The sequence below is a fragment of the Arthrobacter sp. alpha11c genome (genome assembly GCF_054149985.1).
On sequence record NZ_CP196747.1, the window covers coordinates 3,603,107 to 3,620,699 of the forward strand.

Below are 17,593 nucleotides of genomic sequence, written 5' to 3' on the forward strand. Positions count from 1 at the left end.
CATGACGTCCTCGAACTCCCAGTCCATGAAGCCGGCAACCGTTGCCAAGAAACTCGGCATCTACCTGCCCGCGACACCCCAGGAGTTCCAGGATTCGTCCATCTCCCGCGAAGAATTCGCCGAACTTCAGGCCAACCCACGGAGTGGCTCGCCGAGCTCCGCCGCAACGGCCCGCACCCGCGCCCGGTAGTGGCACAGAAGCTGAACGTCTCCATCAGCGGCCTCGCCCGCGGCGGCGTCGAAGAAGCACTCACGACGGCGGAAATCACCGAGCTGCTGCAGGCGCCGCCGCAGTGGTTGGTTGTGGAGCGTGCCACCCACGCCGCAGTCCGCGCCGAGGCGCAGCGGGTCAAGGACGAAGCCGCGAAGAAGGCAGCCACCAAGGAAGCCAAAGACAACGCAGCAGCCAAGCGCGATGCCCCGAAGACGTCAAAGCGCGATCACGCATAGTTTCAGCTGACTGTGGCCGGGACCCTCTGGTCCCGGCCACAGCTGTTTAACTAGTCCTGGTGGAGTTGAACGAAGTTTCCGCACCCGTCGTCGAAGACCGCGCTGATCCCGGAGAAATCCTCACTGGGTTCGCCCTGGAACGTCACGCCGGCAGCCAGCAGACGCTCATATTCAGCCTGGACGTCAGGCACGCCAAAGGTGATCGCTGCCAACCCGGCCTCATGGAGGGCGTTCATGTAGTTAGCGCCGATCGGGTTGTCGCTGGGCTCCAGCAGGAGTCCCACCGAAGTGTTGTCTGCGCCGGGATCCTTGATGATGAAGAGGTTGTACTCGGGCATGGCCATCAAAGTTTCGAAGCCAAGCGTTTCCGTATAGAAAGCGTGGGCCGTAGCGGGGTCCTTGACGTGGATGCTGCACATTTTCAGTCTCATGGTGCCTAGGCTACGCCCGAGGAGTGGTGAATTGTCCGTACGGAGGTGTTGCCCGGAAACACTCAGGCGCATACTGAAATCACAGCAGCGCGTACTCGCCTGGAGGTGGTCAGATGCCCGCCATGATGCTCCTGTGGGGCGTAGCCTTGGTGCTCGCAACAGCGGTAACCACGTCCGTCCTCCACAGAAAACTCACGCATGGGCGCGGCCCGGAACCGGACACGATCTTCTGGGATCTCTTTGCGGGCCTGGTGGTGATTCTTCCGGCCATCCTGGTTCCCGCAGTGGAATGGGCGCCGGCCGGACTGATCATGGTCTTCGTCGCGATGACCACGGCAGCAGCAACGCTGGCGACCAGCCGCAGGGTGGAGCGCCTCCACTCAGCTGAGCCCCGGCGTCGTCCTGGTTTTGCGGAAGCTGCCGCCCGCCACGCGAGCGTCCTCCAGCAGTGGCAGCGCTACGAACTCGATCCCGGGCAAGCAATAGATTTCCCGGCAATGACGGACGTCAGAACGGCCGAGACAGCTGCTCTTGCCCGCGCTATGCGGGAGGCTGAGCACTGCCGGGTGACACCCGGGACTGACTATCAGGCCGCCGTCGAGCGTCTGGCCCAAGCACTCATCGAAGCGGAGCGAGCGGCAGGCGTGCCGAGAGCCGGACAAGCCGCGCCGAGGTGACACTTAACACCGATCCCAGGCGGGAAAACGGGTGTTAAGTGCCATCCCGGCGCAACGCCCTAGCCGACCGGCAGCGCGCTCAACTTGTTGGCCTCGACGATGCGGGCTGCGGTCGCCTGGCCCATCCGGACCGCGCCGTCCACATGCTGGTAGCCCTCGGCCGCGAGATCGGACGAGGACCAGTAGATCGGTCCCACGTTCGCGTGCTGGTCCTTGCCGTAACGGTGCAGGCCGCCGAGATCGTAGCTGGATGCGTATGCGCCGCGGGTCCATTCCTCGGAGCCCCAGTCTGATTCGTAGTAGACCTCGGGGGTGAGTGCCTTGTCGCCGAGGAAGCCGGCGATGGACTTGAGGACGGCCTTCTTGCGGTCTTCGGCGCTGAGCTCGAACACGGCGTCGGCCTTTTCATCGGAAATAAAGCCCACCAACGTGCCCCGGGAATCGCCGTGGTTGGTGTTGTCGTAGACCTCCTGAACCAGGGCGCCGGCGCTGAAACCGGTGCCGGAGAGGCCTTCTTCGCGCCAGAACGGCGTGCTGTACACGGCGTGCACCTTGATGACCAGGCCCAGTGACTGGTGCTGGTGCATCTGGTGCTGGCGGCGCGGCAGCGGCGGGTTGAAGGAAACGCGTGAGTACAGGTTGGGCGGCACCGCCATGATGACATACCGCGCATTCACTGTGGCTCGCTCAGACTCAACCGTCACGCGGTCGACGTCCCAGTTGATGGTGCGAACCGGGCTGTTAAGCACGACGTCGGAACCCAGCTCGGCTGCCTGGAGCAGCGAAACCTGCTGCATGCCACCAATAACGCGCTTGTCCAGGATGAAGTCTTCGTCCGTCAGGTGTGTGAAGGACCCTGCGGAAGCGGCCATGAGAACAGCCTGCAGCGCAGAGAAGGCGTGGGCGGGCTTAGTGAGCATGCCACCGGCGATGAAGAGCCCGATGTTATTGCAGGCTTCCTCGTCGTTGGAGTTCTGGCGGAGCCAGTGGTGGAAGGAGATGGTGTCCAGTTCGCGGGCCTTGGGGTGCGCCCAGGGCTCGGTGGGTCCGATCTCCGCGGCTAGCCCGTCCAGGATGGCAACGAGCTTGTCCATCTCGGCCTTGGTGTGCTCGTTTACGGGGAAGGTGTCACCCGTGTACTGGACGCGTTTGCCGTCGGCACCGATGTAAACGGACTCGCCGTCGCGGTAGCGCGAGTACATTTTCAGTCCCAGCTCGTCCAGCAGGTCCATGAGGGCCGTCTGGTCCGGGGAAACCCACTGGCCGCCGATTTCCAGCATGGCGCCGTCGATCGTGTCGGTCCAGGTGCGGCCCCCCACGCGGTCGCGTGCTTCAAGCACTGCAACGCTGAGTCCGGTCTTCTTCAATTCGCGTGCCGCCGTCAACCCTGACGGTCCGGCACCGACGATCACAACGTCGCGATCAAGATTCTGCATGATGTCCTCTCCGTGGCCGTCCGTGGTGGCTGACCAATAAATGAATGGCGTTCATTTATATTTGATAATAGCGGCCAAGTCCGTGACTGGGAAGACCCGATGGAATAATGCTGGAGATACAGGCAGCAGAAAGGCTTCCGATGCCCGCACCCACACCCGCTCCAGAACCCGAGCCGGGCGTTGCCCCCGCTCCTGCCAGCAAGGCACGGCGGCGTGCCGGACGGCCCATGGCGCGCATCCTGGACCAAAACGGCATCACGACGGCGGCCCTGGAGTTAATCAGCAGCAAGGGTTACGACGGACTCACCATGGCAGCCCTGGCACGCTCGCTGGGCGTGGCGCCATCCGCCCTCTACAACCACGTCGCATCCAAGGACGACGTGCTCTTGCTGGTGGAAGACCACTTGGCCGCGATGGTTGATGTGTCCGCTTTTGGCGTGGAGCCGTGGGACGTAGCCGTGCGCCGCTGGGCGTGGTCCTACCGGGACGTGTTCTCGGAGCACACGCCGCTGATCCCCGTCATTGCGGTGCTGCCGGTGGCGAATGCCCCGAAGACCCTGGCTATGTACGAGGCCGTGACCGCCGGATTCCGCGACGCCGGATTCCCTGAGGAGAAGATCATCTCAGCGATTGTTGCCTTGGAGGCCTTCGTCTTTGGGGCCGCTTACGATGTCACTGCGCCGGATGACATCTTCGACGCCGGCTCGCTCGCCGACCAGGTGCCCAACTTCACCGCCGCCGTCGACAGACTTGCCTTGGAGCAGCACCCGCGGCCAACGGACGTTGCCTTTAACCTGGGGCTCGAGGCCCTGATCGGCGGGTTCGGGGCGCTGCGGCGGTAGATTCCGACCAACAGTTCCTTGTAGTGCAAGTTATTAACTTGTATCCTAAGTTTCAGGTAAAGATGCCCATCCCTTAGGAGAACCATGAGCCCCGTAGATCTCATTCGACACATCAAGCTGTCAACGGCCCGCCTGCCCCTGACCGTGCCCATCAGCGACGCCAAGGTCTTCACGGGCCGTCAGAAGCCGATGACCGAAGTCGTGTTCCTCTTCGCCGAGATCACCACGGAGCAGGGCCACAGCGGCATCGGATTCAACTACTCAAAACGCGCTGGTGGTCCGGCCCAGTACGCCCACGCGAAGGAGGTCGCGGAGGGCATCATCGGCGAGGACCCCAACGACATCGGCAGGATCTACACCAAGCTTCTCTGGGCCGGAGCTTCAGTGGGCCGCTCGGGCGTTGCAACCCAGGCCCTGGCAGCAATAGACATCGCACTTTACGATCTCAAAGCCAAGCGTGCCGGACTCCCCCTGGCCAAACTCCTGGGCTCCTATCGCGACTCCGTGCAGACCTACAACACCTCCGGCGGCTTCCTCAACGCCACGTTGGAAGAGGTCAAGGCACGCGCAACGCAGTCCATCGAAGAAGGCATTGGCGGCATCAAGATCAAGGTGGGCCTCCCGGACTCCAAGGAAGACCTCCGTCGCGTGGCCGGCGTCCGCGAACACATCGGCTGGGACGTGCCGCTCATGGTGGACGCCAACCAACAGTGGGACCGTGCGACTGCCCTGCGCATGGGCCGCCAACTTGAGGAATTCAACCTCATTTGGATCGAAGAGCCCCTGGACGCCTACGATTTTGAGGGTCACTCCCACCTTGCCCAGGTATTGGATACGCCCATCGCTACAGGCGAGATGCTGGCCTCCGTTGCGGAACACAAGGGCCTCATCAACGCCAACAGTTGCGACATCATCCAGCCCGATGCACCACGCGTTGGCGGCATCACCCAGTTCCTGCGCCTCGCAGCCCTTGCCGACGAACGTGGCCTTGGCCTGGCTCCGCACTTCGCCATGGAGATCCACCTCCACCTGGCTGCCGCCTATCCGCGCGAGCCGTGGGTGGAGCACTTCGATTGGCTGGATCCATTGTTCGAGGAACGCCTTGAGACCAAGAACGGCCGCATGATCGTTCCGGACCGCCCCGGCCTCGGCGTGACGCTGAGCGGTCAGGCCCGCGCCTGGACCACCGAATCCGTGGAATTCGGCGCGTAATCTTGAACCCATGAGCCGAAACCTGACTGCGGATCTCGCCGCCGACCTTCGCAACCGCATCGTCGACGGCGTCATCCAGCCAGGTGAGAAACTCCCCAGCGAAAACACCCTCATCAGCGAATACGGTGTCAGCCGGACAGTAGTCCGCTCCGCCCTGACCCGTTTGCAAGCGGAGGGACTTGTCGAAACCGAGCGTGGGCGGGGCAGCTTCGCACTGACCCCGCCATCGGAGGGCCCTCTTCAAGCTCCGGGCACCAGGCCGGTTGTCAGTATGGAAGACCGGCTGCAGATGCTCGACTTCCGGATCGGCGTGGAGACTGAAGCCGCTGCGTTGGCGGCCCTGAATCACACGGAGCATCAATTAAAGGCAGTGCACGGCGCCCTGGAGCAATTCACGGCAAGTTCCGGCCACCCGGCCCACTCCATGAAGGCTGACTTCGAATTCCACCGGGCCGTTGCTGCAGCCTCAGGCAATCCCTTTTATACGGACTGCATCAGTGCGCTGGGCCAAACGATGATCACCATGCCCCGCACACGCCTACTGGCCAGTGACGAGGAGGACTCCCGGGAACGCTTCGAACAAGTGGTCCACGAGCACTCCTCTATATACGCGGCCATCGCCGATGCGGACCCAGCCGCTGCCTCGGCGGCCATGCGCCTGCACCTGAGCAATTCGCGACGCCGGTTCAAGGGTTCGCCGCGCAGCTGACACTTGGGCTCGGGGTCCGGACAAAACAAAAGAGCCCCGGTCCTAAGACCGGGGCTCTTTCAATTGCGTGCGCGAGGGGGGATTTGAACCCCCACACCCTTTCGGATACTGGCACCTGAAGCCAGCGCGTCTGCCGTTCCGCCACTCGCGCGCAACTTCTTTTTCAGGACGTTCCACCGGTCTCCCGGCTTCGTTTCCTTCAAAAGCAGCGAGATCAAGCATAACGGACATCCCAGACAAAACACCAATCGAGTCCTTGCCGGGTGTGGACAACGCGTCCGCGAGGCCCCCAAGGCGTACAACTTCTGCTTAACGGCACGGAAATTTCACCCCCTCGCTCCCCCGTCAGGACGGGCCGGAATCGAACTTTTCCGCGTCGTAAGGCGTTGTGGATTAAGGCCATTCCCAGACACTCCCAGTAGTATCGGGAAGTGGAAGGGCCGTTCGGCGCTCACTTTGCTGTGTGCGTGGACGGGTCGAAGCACGGAGTATTGAACCAGGCACAGCGGGTGCCGCGGCGAGGAAAGGAGAAGGACCATGGGTTTGCTGGACAAAGTCGAGCGCGGCATTGAAAAGGCTGTCCGCAACGTCTTCTCCACGGGGTCGCGGGCACGTGTTGAGCCGGTGGAAATCGCGAGCAAGCTACGGCGCGAGCTGGACAATAAGTCCATCACCATCGCAGCCGGGCGCACTCTCGCCCCCAATGTGTTCGATGTCCTCCTCAGCGACGAAGATTTCGGACGCGCCCAGGAGTGGGGGACTCCGCTGGCAGAGGAACTGTGCGATGTGGTCATCCAGCACGTTCGCAGCCAGGGCTACACGCTCCAGGGCTCGGTCCGCATTTCGTTCCGTCGAAATGAAGAGGAACGCGCCGGACACTTCGAAATAACTTCCCGGACCGAGAAATCCTCCGACGACGCCGCTGCCGCGCCACAGGCCCCACGGCCAAATGTTCCAGCTGCACCCGCCCGGCAGCCCACCCGGCTCCAGCCTGTCCTGGACATTGCCGGTCAGCGGTATTCCCTCAATGCCCAGTCGGTCGTCCTGGGCCGCTCTTCGGAAGCAGACATCCTGGTGGATGACACCGGAGTGTCCAGGAAGCACCTTGAGGTCCGCACCCAGAACGGCACTACGTGGGCCGTTGACCTTGGTTCCACCAATGGCAGTTACGTCAACGGTCACAAGGTGGACGGCAGCGTGGAGCTCACTGACGGCTCAACCATCACGATGGGACGTACCAAGATCATTTTCCGCCTCCTTCCCCAGACCCTGGGTGGCCACGCGTGAACGACATCAGCGAACTGACCATCACGGCCCTTCGCTTCGGTTTCCTGCTGTTGCTGTGGGTCTTGGTCTTCAGCATCGTGTCCACCATGCGCCGCGACTTCCAGATTGGCCGCAAGGCCGTGACCGGGGCCCCCACAGCGCGCGAGGTCCGCAAGCACCCCGAATTGGCCGCCTCCCCGGCGCCCGCCATCCAGCATGCGCGCAATCTGGTGGTGACTGAGGGCCCACTCAAAGGCACCACGCTTCCCTTGGCGGCAAGCCCTATCCTGTTGGGCCGCGCTCAGGAAGCCACACTGGTCCTGGAAGACGACTACGCTTCCGGCCGGCATGCACGCTTGTTCCCGCAGGGCAGCCGCTGGTTCATTGAGGACCTCGGGTCCACCAACGGCACCTACCTGGCCGATCAACAGCTCACCCGTGCCCTGCCGGTGGAGCTTGGCGTTCCCGTGAGAATCGGCAAGACGGTTATTGAATTGAGGCCGTAGTCCATGGCCTCTCCCGAGACCCCGGAAGGCAAGGAAACGCCGGCGGAGCGCCCACTCATCATGCGCTACGCCGCGCGATCCGACGTCGGACGGATCCGCTCCAAGAATGACGACTCCGCGTATGTGGGCCGCCATCTTGCAGTCGTTGCCGATGGCATGGGCGGTCACGCGGGCGGAGACGTCGCCTCGGCCTCCACGGTGCTGGACATGATCCACCTCGATCATGATGACTACCCGGACGGCGCCGACACGATCCTCGCCGATGAGATCCAGACCGCCAATTCGTTGCTGTCTGAGCTGGTGCATCAGAATCCCAAACTCTCCGGCATGGGCACCACCGTCACAGCCCTGCTCCTTGAGGGCCGCAAACTGCATTTCGCCCACATCGGCGATTCCCGGGCCTACCGCCTGCGGAACAAGAAGTTCGAGCAAGTCAGCATTGACCACACGTTCGTTCAACGCCTTATCGATGAAGGCCGGCTCCGCCCCGAAGAAGCCGAAACACATCCCCACAAAAACGTTCTGATGCGCGTCCTGGGTGACGTCGACGCCAGCCCTGAGCTGGACTTGGATGCCCTCGACGTCGAGCCGGGCGAACGCTGGTTGCTCTGCTCAGATGGCCTCAACTACGTGGCAGGACACGTGGTGGAGCGGGTATTCCGGGAAACCAATGACCTGCGGGAATGCGCGGAAATCCTGGTTAATCTCACGTTGGAAGCCGGCGCCCCGGACAACGTCACCGTGGTCGTGCTGGAGATTGTTGAGGAGACCGACGACGACGTCAACACGGCCGCCGTCGACGTCGTTCCTCCCGCGGCGCTTGCCGCGCTGGACGAGCCGGAATCGTCTGCTGCAGATAAGCCGACGGAAGGTCCCTCCGCCACCAAGCCCGCAGACGCCAGTCCGGGCGAGCTAAAGGCAACTGCGCCCAATGATGGCAAGATTGCCGACGCCGGTTCATCCTTCAGCACCAGCGACCCAACCGCGGAGAAGGCTGAGTCGGCTGACGAAGCCGGAACCTCCAAAGAGCCGCCCACCACTACTGACCCGCACCTGGGTGAGCACCTGTCCGCTGAGGTCCTCCGCGAAGAGCTCGCCAGCCGTCCCCATGAGCTTGTGGGTGCCGCAGCTACAGCCGCCGAAACGGGATCAATCCCGACGGTAGCGGGCCGCACTGTTGCCCGACGCGCGGCTACGGTCCTGACCCACAAAGCCGAGCAGGACCGCCTGGAAGTCGAAGAACCGGCACGACGCCGCATTCGCTGGCTCATGCCCGCTGTTGCTGCTGTTGTTGTGCTCGGCGTCGTGGTTGGCCTATGGCTTGGCTACGCTTGGACGCAGACCCGCTATTACGTGGGCGAGTACGATTCCCGGGTAGCAATCTTCAACGGCATTTCGCAGCGGCTCGGACCCATCCAGTTGTCCCGGCTTGAGGCTGTTACTGACCTCCGTGTTGAGTCCCTTCCCGAGTACGGTCAACAGAGTGTTCGGCAGACCGTTCCTGCCGGAGACCTTGATGATGCCCAGCGTATTGTCGAGAACCTGAAGAACTACGGCAGTACGTCGGGAACGTGCCCCAGCACCACTCCTTCCCCCACTCCGTCAGCGACAACAAGTGTTCCAATTCCAAGTACAGCGGCCATTGCCAGCCCCACGCCTTCGCCCGTACCGACTCCCTGTGAGGCGGCAAAATGATCCAGACTGAGACCGCGCCCAAGCCGCGCCGCAATGTTGAGCTGGTGCTCATCCTGCTTGCGCTTGCCGTTGGCATCGGCGCCAGTGCTCTGGTGAGCATCAATTCCGAAAGTGGACTGGACAGCGACTTCTGGTTCCAATCCAGCCTGCTTGCTGTGGCTGCCTTCGCCTTCCACGTTGTTCTGAGACTGCGCGCTAAGTATGCCGACCCAGTAATACTTCCGATCGTCGTTGCCTTGAACGGGCTCGGCCTCGCTTTGATCCACCGCATGGACGGCCCCGGCGACGATACCGGTAATAATCAGCTCCGTTGGACGCTTATCGCCATGGCAGTATCCATCGCTGTCATTTGGTTCCTCAAGGACCACCGCGTCCTTCCCCGGTTTACCTACATTTCCTTGGCAGCGAGTGCATTCCTTCTGATTTTGCCGCTCGTTCCCGGCATCTCTGCCGGTGAAGTACTGGGTGCGAGCGTATGGATCAAGATCGGCCCGATGACGTTCCAGCCCGGTGAAATTGCCAAGATCACCCTGGCCATATTCTTTGCCGGGTATCTGTCTTCCAACCGGGACCTCATCCTGCTGGCCGGAAGGAAAATCGGCCCCATGCAGTTCCCGCGGTTCAAGGATCTGGGTCCCATGATCACCGCCTGGTTGGTGAGCATTGGCGTCCTCGTATTCCAGCGCGACCTTGGATCGTCAGTCCTCTTCTTCGGCCTCTTCATTGTGATGATCTACGTCGCCACAAGCCGCATCTCGTGGGTGGTGATCGGCCTTGCCCTGATCCTTGGCGGGGGCTTCATCGCTTCGAAGATCTTCTCGCACGTTGCGTTCCGGATCGACAGCTGGATCAACGCCTTCACCCCGGAGGTCTTTGGCAGGTCACCCGGTGGCAGTGGCCAGATCGTCCAAGGCTTGTTCGGCATGGCTGATGGCGGCCTGGTGGGCACTGGCCTTGGCCAAGGCAGGCCGGATCTGGTGCCCTTCGCCAACAGTGACATGATCGTGGCACTCATCGGGGAAGAACTCGGTCTCATTGGCCTGTTCGCCGTCGTGATGCTCTACCTGTTGCTCTTTACCCGCGGTTTCCGTGCGGCACTGGGCACCCGGGATGCGTTCGGTAAGTTGCTGGCTTGTGGGCTCTCCTTCGCAATCGCGCTCCAGTGCTTCGTGGTCATTGGAGGCGTCACCAGGCTTATCCCGCTGACAGGCCTCACCACGCCGTTCCTGGCCGCCGGTGGATCCTCGCTTCTGGCCAACTGGATAATCGTCGGTCTCCTGCTCATGATCTCCAACACAGCCCGCGGGCCCATAGATACCACTCCGATGGTCAACAAACCTCCGGCAAGCAGCACCAACCCGGCCGCCCGCAAGTCGGCCCCTGTACCCACACCGGACGCACCCACGGAAGCGGTGAAGCACCCATGAACCAGGCAATTAGAAGTTCGTGGATGGCTGCCGTCGCCATGTTCGCGTTGATTTTCGGCGCCATCAGCTACGTCCAGGTCATTGGCGCTGACGATCTCAATGCCAATCCATGGAATCAGCGGGCCATCCTGGCAACGTTCTGCAACGACCGCGGGGCGATCATCGTCGCCGGTAAGCCGATTGCAGAGTCCGTACCGGGAAACGAGTCCTGCGCGTTCCAACGCAAGTACACCCAGCCGGCACTTTATGCGGGCATCACCGGATACTTCTCCAGGGGATTTGGTTCTACGGGGCTCGAGCAGTCCCTGAGTGACCAGTTGGCCGGAAACTCTGACCAGCTGTTCCTGGACCGCGTCAGCCAGATGTTCCTGGGCAATGAGCCCAAGGGCGCCTCCGTGGAACTCACGCTCGATCCCGCCATCCAGCAACTTGCCTACGACCTCATCCCAGAGGGTCAGCGTGGCTCGATCGTTGTGACCAACCCGAAAACCGGCGCCGTCCTGGCCATGGTTTCCAAGCCGTCCTACGACCCCAACCTGATCGCTACCCATGACACCGCTGCCGCAGCGGCCAATTATGCCGAGCTGAACAAGATTCCCGGCATCAACTTGAACCAGAACGTCAGCGGGCCCACAGGTAACTTGTTGTCCCCAGGCTCGGTGTTCAAGCTCGTCGATACTGCGGCCGCCCTGAATTCCGGCAAGTACAACAAGGACAGCGAACTGCCAAACCCCAGCAGCCTGCCCCTCCCTGGATCCAGTGCGAGCTTGCCCAACTACGCCGGCGGCAACTGCAACGTCCGTGAAACGGCAACGTTCTCCTTCGCCCTGGAACAGTCGTGCAACACACCCTTTGCGAGCATCGCGCTGGACCTGGGCCAGGACGCCATTCGGGAGCAGGCAGAGAAGTTCGGTTTCGGGGACACCTTCGGCGAGCAGCTCAAGCTCCAGCAGGCCGTCAGTGTCTTCCCGAAGGATCTGGACCAAGCGCAGCTAGCCCAGTCGTCAGTGGGTCAGCGCGACGTCAAGGCAACCCCGCTGCAGATCAACCTGATGACTGCGGCAATTGCCAACGGGGGTGTGCAAATGAAGCCCAACCTGGTCAAGACAGTCCGTGCACCCGATCTCCGGGTAATCAGCGAGTTCAAGCCCGAGGCCCTCCGTACAAGCACCACCCAACCCATCGCGAACCAGATCACCCAGTGGATGAGCAGCGCGGTCTCCAACGGCATCGCCAGCGGCGCTGCCGTCCCGGGAGTCCAGGTAGCCGGTAAAACCGGTACCGCCGAGCTCGGCGATTCAGGTTTGAACAATTCTTGGTTCACCGGGTTCGCCCCGGCGAACGATCCGCAAGTGGCCGTCACCATCGTCATGGAAGGTGTGGATGTGCTCACAGGCGCCAAGCTAACCAGTCCGAACGCAAAGAAGATTTTTGAGGCGGTGTTGAATAAGTGAGACCTACTTCGGGAATCACACTCGGCGGCAGGTTCCAGCTGACCAGTCGCATTGCGATTGGCGGCATGGGCGAGGTCTGGAAGGCCAAGGACCAGATCCTGGGCAGGATCGTTGCCATCAAGGTGCTCAAGGAGGAATACACCGGGGACCCCGGCTTCCTCCAGCGTTTCCGCGCTGAAGCCCGCCACACGGCACTCCTTAACCACGTGGGTATTGCCAACGTCTTCGATTACGGCGAAGAAGCCGGCTCTGCGTACCTGGTCATGGAACTGGTGCCCGGCCATCCGTTGAGCGGCATCCTTGAGCGCGAGCAGGTCCTGTCGCCTGACATGACCCTTTCGATCATCTCCCAGACGGCGCGCGCCCTGGCCGTGGCCCATGCCCAGGGCCTGGTCCACCGTGACATCAAGCCGGGCAACCTCCTCATCACGCCTGACAACCGCGTCAAGGTCACCGACTTCGGTATCGCCCGCCTGGCTGACCAGGTGCCGCTGACCCAGACCGGCCAGGTCATGGGTACCGCACAGTACCTTGCTCCCGAGCAGGCAACAGGACAAACTGCCACTGGCTCGTCTGACATCTACTCGCTGGGCGTCATCGGTTACGAATGCCTCACCGGCCACCGTCCGTTCTCCGGTGAATCGCAGATCGCCATTGCGCTTGCACAGGTCAACGACGCTCCGCCACCACTTCCGGAGACGCTGCCTACTCCGGTGCGTGCCCTCCTGATGTCCATGCTCGCCAAGGATCCCAAGAACCGTCCAGCCAACGCCATCAAGCTGGCTGAGGCAGCCGAGGCTATCCGCAACGGCGATATCACCACTGCCCACGCCGCGGTGCCGGGAATGCTTCTCTTCGAAGCCGCTACTGGACCCATCACGGCACCTGTCAATACCGCTACGGCCCCCACCGGCGTCGTTACCTCGCCGTTTGGCAAGGAGCATTCCACGACGTCGACTTCCGCACTTCCGGTGATCGGCGCCACCGCCGCTGTTGGAGGCGCAGCAGGGGCTGCCGTTGGAGCTGCCGGCGCTTCCGCCGACAACCCTTTGTCGCGGGCGAATGCACTTGAGGCAGAGCGGCAGCTGAACGACGAAGAAGAAGTTATCTACAGCGATGACGACAACTACGACGACGTCGAGCCGGAGCGTAAGAAGCGGAGCCCCTGGACCTGGCCACTCGTTGCCCTGATCCTGCTGGTGCTCTTCGCACTGGTTGGTTTCCTGATTTCACAGTCGGGCTTCTTCTCCCCGAATCCCGGTCCGAGCGAATCCACATCCGCAAGCCCAAGCCGGAGCGCAAGTCCAACGTCGCAATCGGCCACCCCAACCCAGACGTCCCAGGCCCCTTCACCGACACCGACGCAGTCCACCCCCCAGAAGATCAACCTCATCCCTGAGGAGTATCTTGGACAACCGTTTGAGACTGTCCGCAGCCAGCTCGTTGGATTGGGCCTGCAGGTAAACGGGCAGGAAGTGTTCAACACTGCCGCGGTGGGCACGGTAACCGACCTTAACCCCACCGGTCCTGTTGATCCAGGGGAAGTTATCACTGTCCAGTACTCCAAGGGTCCGGAAATGGTGTCCGTGCCCAGCATCGGTGTAGGCCTCAGCGAGGACGAGGTCCGCGGACTGATCGAAGCCGCGAACCTGCGGTGGGTCCCGGGCGATCCCGTGAATGGTGCCGTTGGCCAGAAACCAGGCACCTTCGTACGGTCCGAGCCAGCCCCTGGAACAAAGGTTGCCGCTGGTTCGGTAGTCACATACCACCTGTCCAAGTCGCTTGTACCGAGCAATCCAACGTCCCCGAGCGCCAGCCCCAGCGGCTCCGGCAGCCCGAGCAATTAAGTAGCCGCCATGTCTACGCCACGGCCCGGTCCAGCGCACCGAGAGGAGAGCACACCTGTCTCTTCGCAGCGCATCCTCAATGGTCGCTATGAACTCGGTGACCTGATCGGCCGTGGTGGCATGGCAGACGTCTACCGTGGGTCAGATACGCTGCTGGGGCGCACCATTGCCGTCAAAGTCCTGCGCGCTGACCTGGCCCGCGATCCCCAGTTCCAGGCCCGTTTCAAACGCGAGGCCCAGGCTGTCGCGGCACTGAACCACCCTTCCATCGTGGCCATCTTCGATACTGGTGAGTACTCTGTCCCGGGCGGACCGGGTGAGGACGTGCGTGTCCCATACATCGTGATGGAGTTCGTCGCAGGACGGACCCTGCGGGACATGATCAAAGCGCACGAACTCGGTGTTGAAGACTCCATCGGCTACACCCTTGGCGTCCTCGCGGCGCTGGAGTACAGCCACCGGGCGGGCATTGTGCACCGCGATATCAAGCCGGCCAACGTCATGGTCTGTGCTGATACCGGGGACGTCAAGGTCATGGACTTTGGCATCGCCCGCGCCATGGCTGACTCCGCTGCCACCATGACGCAGACGCAGGCTGTGGTGGGAACAGCCCAATATCTTTCCCCCGAACAAGCACGGGGCGAGACCGTTGATGCCCGCAGTGATCTCTACTCTGCCGGCTGCCTTCTGTATGAACTGCTTACCAGCCGGCCACCATTCGTAGGCGACAGCCCGGTTTCAGTGGCCTACCAGCACGTCCGGGAGACGCCAGACCTTCCCAGCGTCCATAACCCCGAAGTTTCCGAGGCTTTGGATTCCGTCCTTGCCAAGGCCCTGCAAAAGAGCCGGTCGGACCGATTCCAGGATGCGGCTGCTTTCCGGCGGGCACTCAGGGCCGCGAGCAATGGCATCCCCGTACCCGCTCTTCCCGCCAGCGAGGCACCCACCGATCCGAACGACCTCATTTCATCCGAAGACCCGGACACGCAGCTCTTGAGCGCAACAGCCGTTGGATTCCTGGATGTCGAGCACTACAAGGACGTGCCCCAGGACCCCATGGAGGAGCCGCTGGACGAAGCGCTTCCCTTGGACCTCCCACCCGAACGTGAGCGGACCGCGCGCCAGAAGTCCCGCCGTCGTACTTGGGCGGCGACGCTGGCAATCTTCACTATCCTTGTTCTCGCAGGCGCCGGATTCTGGATCTACAGCCTCGTCAACGCGCCCCCCGCGACACCGGCCAAGGTGGCGGTTCCCTCGGTGACCAACATGTCGGAGTCCCAGGCGCTGCAAGAGCTCTACTCCGCAAAGCTGGTCCCCAAAACGGCACGTGTGGCCAGTGACAAGGTTGCCAAGGACATGGCGATCGGCACGGCACCCAGTGCGGGCTCAATGCTTGAACAGAACGCTGAGGTCATCCTCAACATCTCCAGCGGTCCCAGCTCGGTAACTATCCCTGCAGACATTGTGGGCCGCACAGAGTCAGATGCCCGCGACACCCTCCGGCGCCTGGGAATCACGGGCAACATCTCCAGCGTGAGGACGCATAGCCCCACCGTTCCGATCGGACTCGTCATCACCACGGGTCCAGCCCCGGGGGCGCCCATAGCCGCAGGTTCCAACGTTGAGCTGCAGGTCTCCTCCGGCAAAGTGCTGATGCCCCAACTGATCGGTCTTGCCCAGTCGGAAGCCGAAGCGCTGCTGAAGGAGAACGGCCTCGTCATGACCGTGGTGGAGCAGGAAAATTCCCAGGTGACCCCCGGCAAGGTCACGGCGCAAAGCGAAACCTTCAACACTGAAGTGGACCAGGGCAAGACAGTAACGGTAACGGTAGCCAAAGCCCCGGCTCCGACTCCCACACCTACGCCAACAGATACCTCGAGCCCCAAGCCGACGCCCACCAAGAGGGACTAATCAGTCGCCGCCCCCTGGCTACACCTCAGTGCTGGATCAGCGGGCTCAGCTTCGAAGCACGTTCCGCGGCGCCGGTCATGCCGAGGGACTCCAGCCAGTTGCCCAGCATCTGGTAGCCACCTTCGGTGAGGACTGATTCCGGGTGGAACTGCACACCGCAGAGGGGAGCGGTCTTGTGTTGCAGGCCCATGACCACACCGTTGGTGGTCTCGGCTGTGATCTCCAGGACGTCCGGAATCGAGTCGCGAACCGCAGCGAGTGAGTGGTAGCGCGTAGCCGTCACAGGCGACGGAAGCCCGACAAAGACGCTCTTGCCTTCGTGCTGCACAGGCGAGGTTTTGCCGTGCATCAGCTCGGGCGCATGGGTGACCACGCCGCCATAAGCTTCGGCAAGGGCCTGGTGGCCAAGGCACACTCCGAACATAGGCTTGGCGGCCTCGCCACACCACTTGATGAGGTCGATGCAAACACCAGCTTCTGCCGGCGTTCCTGGACCGGGAGAGATGAGGACTCCATCGCGGGCTGCGGCAAGCTCTTTGGCTTCTGCGAGTGTCACGTCGTCATTTCGGACCACGGTTGTCTCGGCGCCGAGTTCTTGCAGGTAGCCCACCAAGGTGTAAACGAAGCTGTCGTAGTTGTCCACGACGAGGATTTTTGTTGAGCTCATGGCTGCTGCACTAAACCAATCGTTGAGTCGGTCAAAGAAGTGAATTGGGAGAACCACGGGAAGAGGAACTCCACCATCAGGACGAGGGCTACGGCCACAAGCGCCACCGATGTCAGTATCCGCACCCACAAGGGGCCGGGCAAATTCCTGAAGATCCAGGCGTACATCCGTTACCCCTTTCCTTGGGCTTGGGCTACTTGGGTGGCGATTTCCGACGGCGGTCCCGCCGAGGCCGGTCGCCACCCCTCAAGGACGGAGTAGGCGATGATGCGTTCCTGGGATCCGAAGCGCGGGTTGCAACTGGTCATGGTCAGGATGCTTTCACGTGGCGTGACACCGGGTTGGGTGGGGACCGGCATCAGAACGTCGGTTTGGCTGGGCAACACAATCTGGTTGTTGCGGAAAACATAGGTGTAATAGCCATCTGGCGTCTGGACGTAGATTTTGTCACCGGGGACCAGTGTGTGGATGTTATCCAGTACAGCGCCGTGGGTCTGCCGGTGTCCCGCGACGGCAAAATTGCCCAGGGCTCCGGGCATGCTGGTGTTTCCGTAGTGTCCCAGGCCCAGTGTGTCCAGGACATCCTGGTCTGTTCCCTCGATAATGGGCCGCGTGTAGTCCGGACCGAATCGCGGGATGTACATGATCCCGATCGTTTTCCCATGTGCAGGAGCTGTCCCGACGACGGGCGGGCCGTAGTCCGTAGCCTGGCTGGCAGCCGGTGTCACCGGTCCCGCAAATTCCTGTGCAAAACTCTTCACGGCTTCGGTCTGCTTGGCGTCGGCCTCCACGTTGGTCCACCATAGCTCCCAGCCCACAAAAAGCAGGAGGACAATGCCTGCGGTGATGAGCAACTCGCCCAGTACCTGACTGATTTTGCGCATAACGTCCGAGGCTCTGAGCCGGGCGCGGGGAGGTTTTCGCTGCGTCCCGCGGGCGGACGGCACGGCTGCAGCCGCCGTCGTCTGCTGGTCCGCCACAGGGTCTCCTCGTATAGGGCGCGGGCGGCGCTGGCCTACCCCGGTTGCGGCTAGACTTGACAGCTAGTAACAACCCGGAGCAC

General features: G+C 62.2%; 15 protein-coding genes, 1 tRNA gene and 1 pseudogene. 12 read left to right on the forward strand and 5 right to left on the reverse strand.

Annotation, left to right across the window (positions count from 1 at the left end; translation table 11 throughout):
* The first annotated feature begins 1 nt into the window (after position 1).
* Positions 2-450: pseudogene (locus ACTAQJ_RS16615) on the forward strand (DUF5997 family protein).
* Positions 451-500: 50 nt separating this feature from the next.
* Here the strand turns inward: ACTAQJ_RS16615 and ACTAQJ_RS16620 are convergent.
* Positions 501-881: a VOC family protein gene (locus ACTAQJ_RS16620; RefSeq protein ID WP_477514242.1), complete on the reverse strand. Its 381-nt coding sequence runs from the start codon at positions 879-881 to the stop codon at positions 501-503.
* A gap of 113 nt (positions 882-994) precedes the next feature.
* Between ACTAQJ_RS16620 and ACTAQJ_RS16625 the strand changes: the two genes are divergently transcribed.
* Positions 995-1,558 carry a hypothetical protein gene (locus ACTAQJ_RS16625; RefSeq protein ID WP_498697739.1) on the forward strand — a complete coding sequence of 188 codons (564 nt, stop codon included), beginning with the start codon at positions 995-997 and terminating at the stop codon, positions 1,556-1,558.
* A 59-nt stretch (positions 1,559-1,617) separates the two neighbouring features.
* On the opposite strand, the gene ACTAQJ_RS16630 is transcribed toward ACTAQJ_RS16625, so the two are convergent.
* Positions 1,618-2,994: a flavin monoamine oxidase family protein gene (locus ACTAQJ_RS16630; RefSeq protein ID WP_498697740.1), complete on the reverse strand. Its 1,377-nt coding sequence runs from the start codon at positions 2,992-2,994 to the stop codon at positions 1,618-1,620.
* Positions 2,995-3,101: 107 nt separating this feature from the next.
* Here ACTAQJ_RS16630 and ACTAQJ_RS16635 point away from each other — a divergent pair, with 107 nt between their 5' ends.
* The 3 genes from ACTAQJ_RS16635 to ACTAQJ_RS16645 all read left to right on the forward strand — a co-directional run bounded on the left by ACTAQJ_RS16635 (position 3,102) and on the right by ACTAQJ_RS16645 (position 5,757).
* Positions 3,102-3,836, forward strand: coding sequence for a TetR/AcrR family transcriptional regulator (locus ACTAQJ_RS16635; RefSeq protein ID WP_431117378.1), 735 nt, complete (start codon positions 3,102-3,104; stop codon positions 3,834-3,836).
* An 84-nt stretch (positions 3,837-3,920) separates the two neighbouring features.
* Positions 3,921-5,048, forward strand: coding sequence for an L-talarate/galactarate dehydratase (locus tag ACTAQJ_RS16640; RefSeq protein WP_498697742.1), 1,128 nt, complete (start codon positions 3,921-3,923; stop codon positions 5,046-5,048).
* Positions 5,049-5,058: 10 nt separating this feature from the next.
* Positions 5,059-5,757, forward strand: coding sequence for a FadR/GntR family transcriptional regulator (locus ACTAQJ_RS16645; RefSeq protein WP_477521094.1), 699 nt, complete (start codon positions 5,059-5,061; stop codon positions 5,755-5,757).
* Positions 5,758-5,825: 68 nt separating this feature from the next.
* Here the strand turns inward: ACTAQJ_RS16645 and ACTAQJ_RS16650 are convergent.
* Positions 5,826-5,908 (reverse strand) — tRNA-Leu (locus ACTAQJ_RS16650).
* 386 nt (positions 5,909-6,294) lie between these two features.
* Between ACTAQJ_RS16650 and ACTAQJ_RS16655 the strand changes: the two genes are divergently transcribed.
* Genes ACTAQJ_RS16655 through pknB form a run of 7 tightly spaced genes read left to right on the forward strand, consistent with a single transcriptional unit; the run spans position 6,295 to position 15,863 of the window.
* Positions 6,295-7,044, forward strand: coding sequence for an FHA domain-containing protein (locus ACTAQJ_RS16655; RefSeq protein ID WP_498697749.1), 750 nt, complete (start codon positions 6,295-6,297; stop codon positions 7,042-7,044).
* A 5-nt stretch (positions 7,045-7,049) separates the two neighbouring features.
* The gene (locus tag ACTAQJ_RS16660; RefSeq protein WP_477521135.1) at positions 7,050-7,529 is read left to right on the forward strand and encodes an FHA domain-containing protein FhaB/FipA; all 480 of its coding nucleotides are present in this window, start codon (positions 7,050-7,052) and stop codon (positions 7,527-7,529) included.
* A gap of 3 nt (positions 7,530-7,532) precedes the next feature.
* Positions 7,533-9,224, forward strand: a complete 1,692-nt coding sequence (locus ACTAQJ_RS16665; protein WP_498697751.1) for a PP2C family protein-serine/threonine phosphatase — start codon at positions 7,533-7,535, stop codon at positions 9,222-9,224.
* Positions 9,221-10,651 (forward strand): FtsW/RodA/SpoVE family cell cycle protein, encoded by a 1,431-nt coding sequence (locus ACTAQJ_RS16670; protein WP_498697755.1) that lies wholly within the window; start codon positions 9,221-9,223, stop codon positions 10,649-10,651. The genes ACTAQJ_RS16665 and ACTAQJ_RS16670 overlap by 4 nt, the downstream gene beginning before the upstream one ends.
* Positions 10,648-12,105: a penicillin-binding transpeptidase domain-containing protein gene (locus tag ACTAQJ_RS16675; protein WP_431117372.1), complete on the forward strand. Its 1,458-nt coding sequence runs from the start codon at positions 10,648-10,650 to the stop codon at positions 12,103-12,105. The genes ACTAQJ_RS16670 and ACTAQJ_RS16675 overlap by 4 nt, the downstream gene beginning before the upstream one ends.
* Positions 12,102-13,952: a protein kinase domain-containing protein gene (locus ACTAQJ_RS16680; protein ID WP_498697759.1), complete on the forward strand. Its 1,851-nt coding sequence runs from the start codon at positions 12,102-12,104 to the stop codon at positions 13,950-13,952. Before ACTAQJ_RS16675 ends, ACTAQJ_RS16680 begins: the two co-directional genes overlap by 4 nt.
* A 9-nt stretch (positions 13,953-13,961) precedes the next feature.
* Positions 13,962-15,863, forward strand: coding sequence for a Stk1 family PASTA domain-containing Ser/Thr kinase (gene pknB / locus ACTAQJ_RS16685; RefSeq protein ID WP_498697762.1), 1,902 nt, complete (start codon positions 13,962-13,964; stop codon positions 15,861-15,863).
* Between the two features lie 25 nt (positions 15,864-15,888).
* Here pknB and ACTAQJ_RS16690 read toward each other — a convergent pair whose 3' ends face one another.
* Positions 15,889-16,530: an aminodeoxychorismate/anthranilate synthase component II gene (locus tag ACTAQJ_RS16690; RefSeq protein ID WP_224094520.1), complete on the reverse strand. Its 642-nt coding sequence runs from the start codon at positions 16,528-16,530 to the stop codon at positions 15,889-15,891.
* Positions 16,531-16,700: 170 nt separating this feature from the next.
* Positions 16,701-17,525 (reverse strand): class E sortase, encoded by an 825-nt coding sequence (locus ACTAQJ_RS16695; protein ID WP_498702211.1) that lies wholly within the window; start codon positions 17,523-17,525, stop codon positions 16,701-16,703.
* Positions 17,526-17,593: the final 68 nt, after the last annotated feature.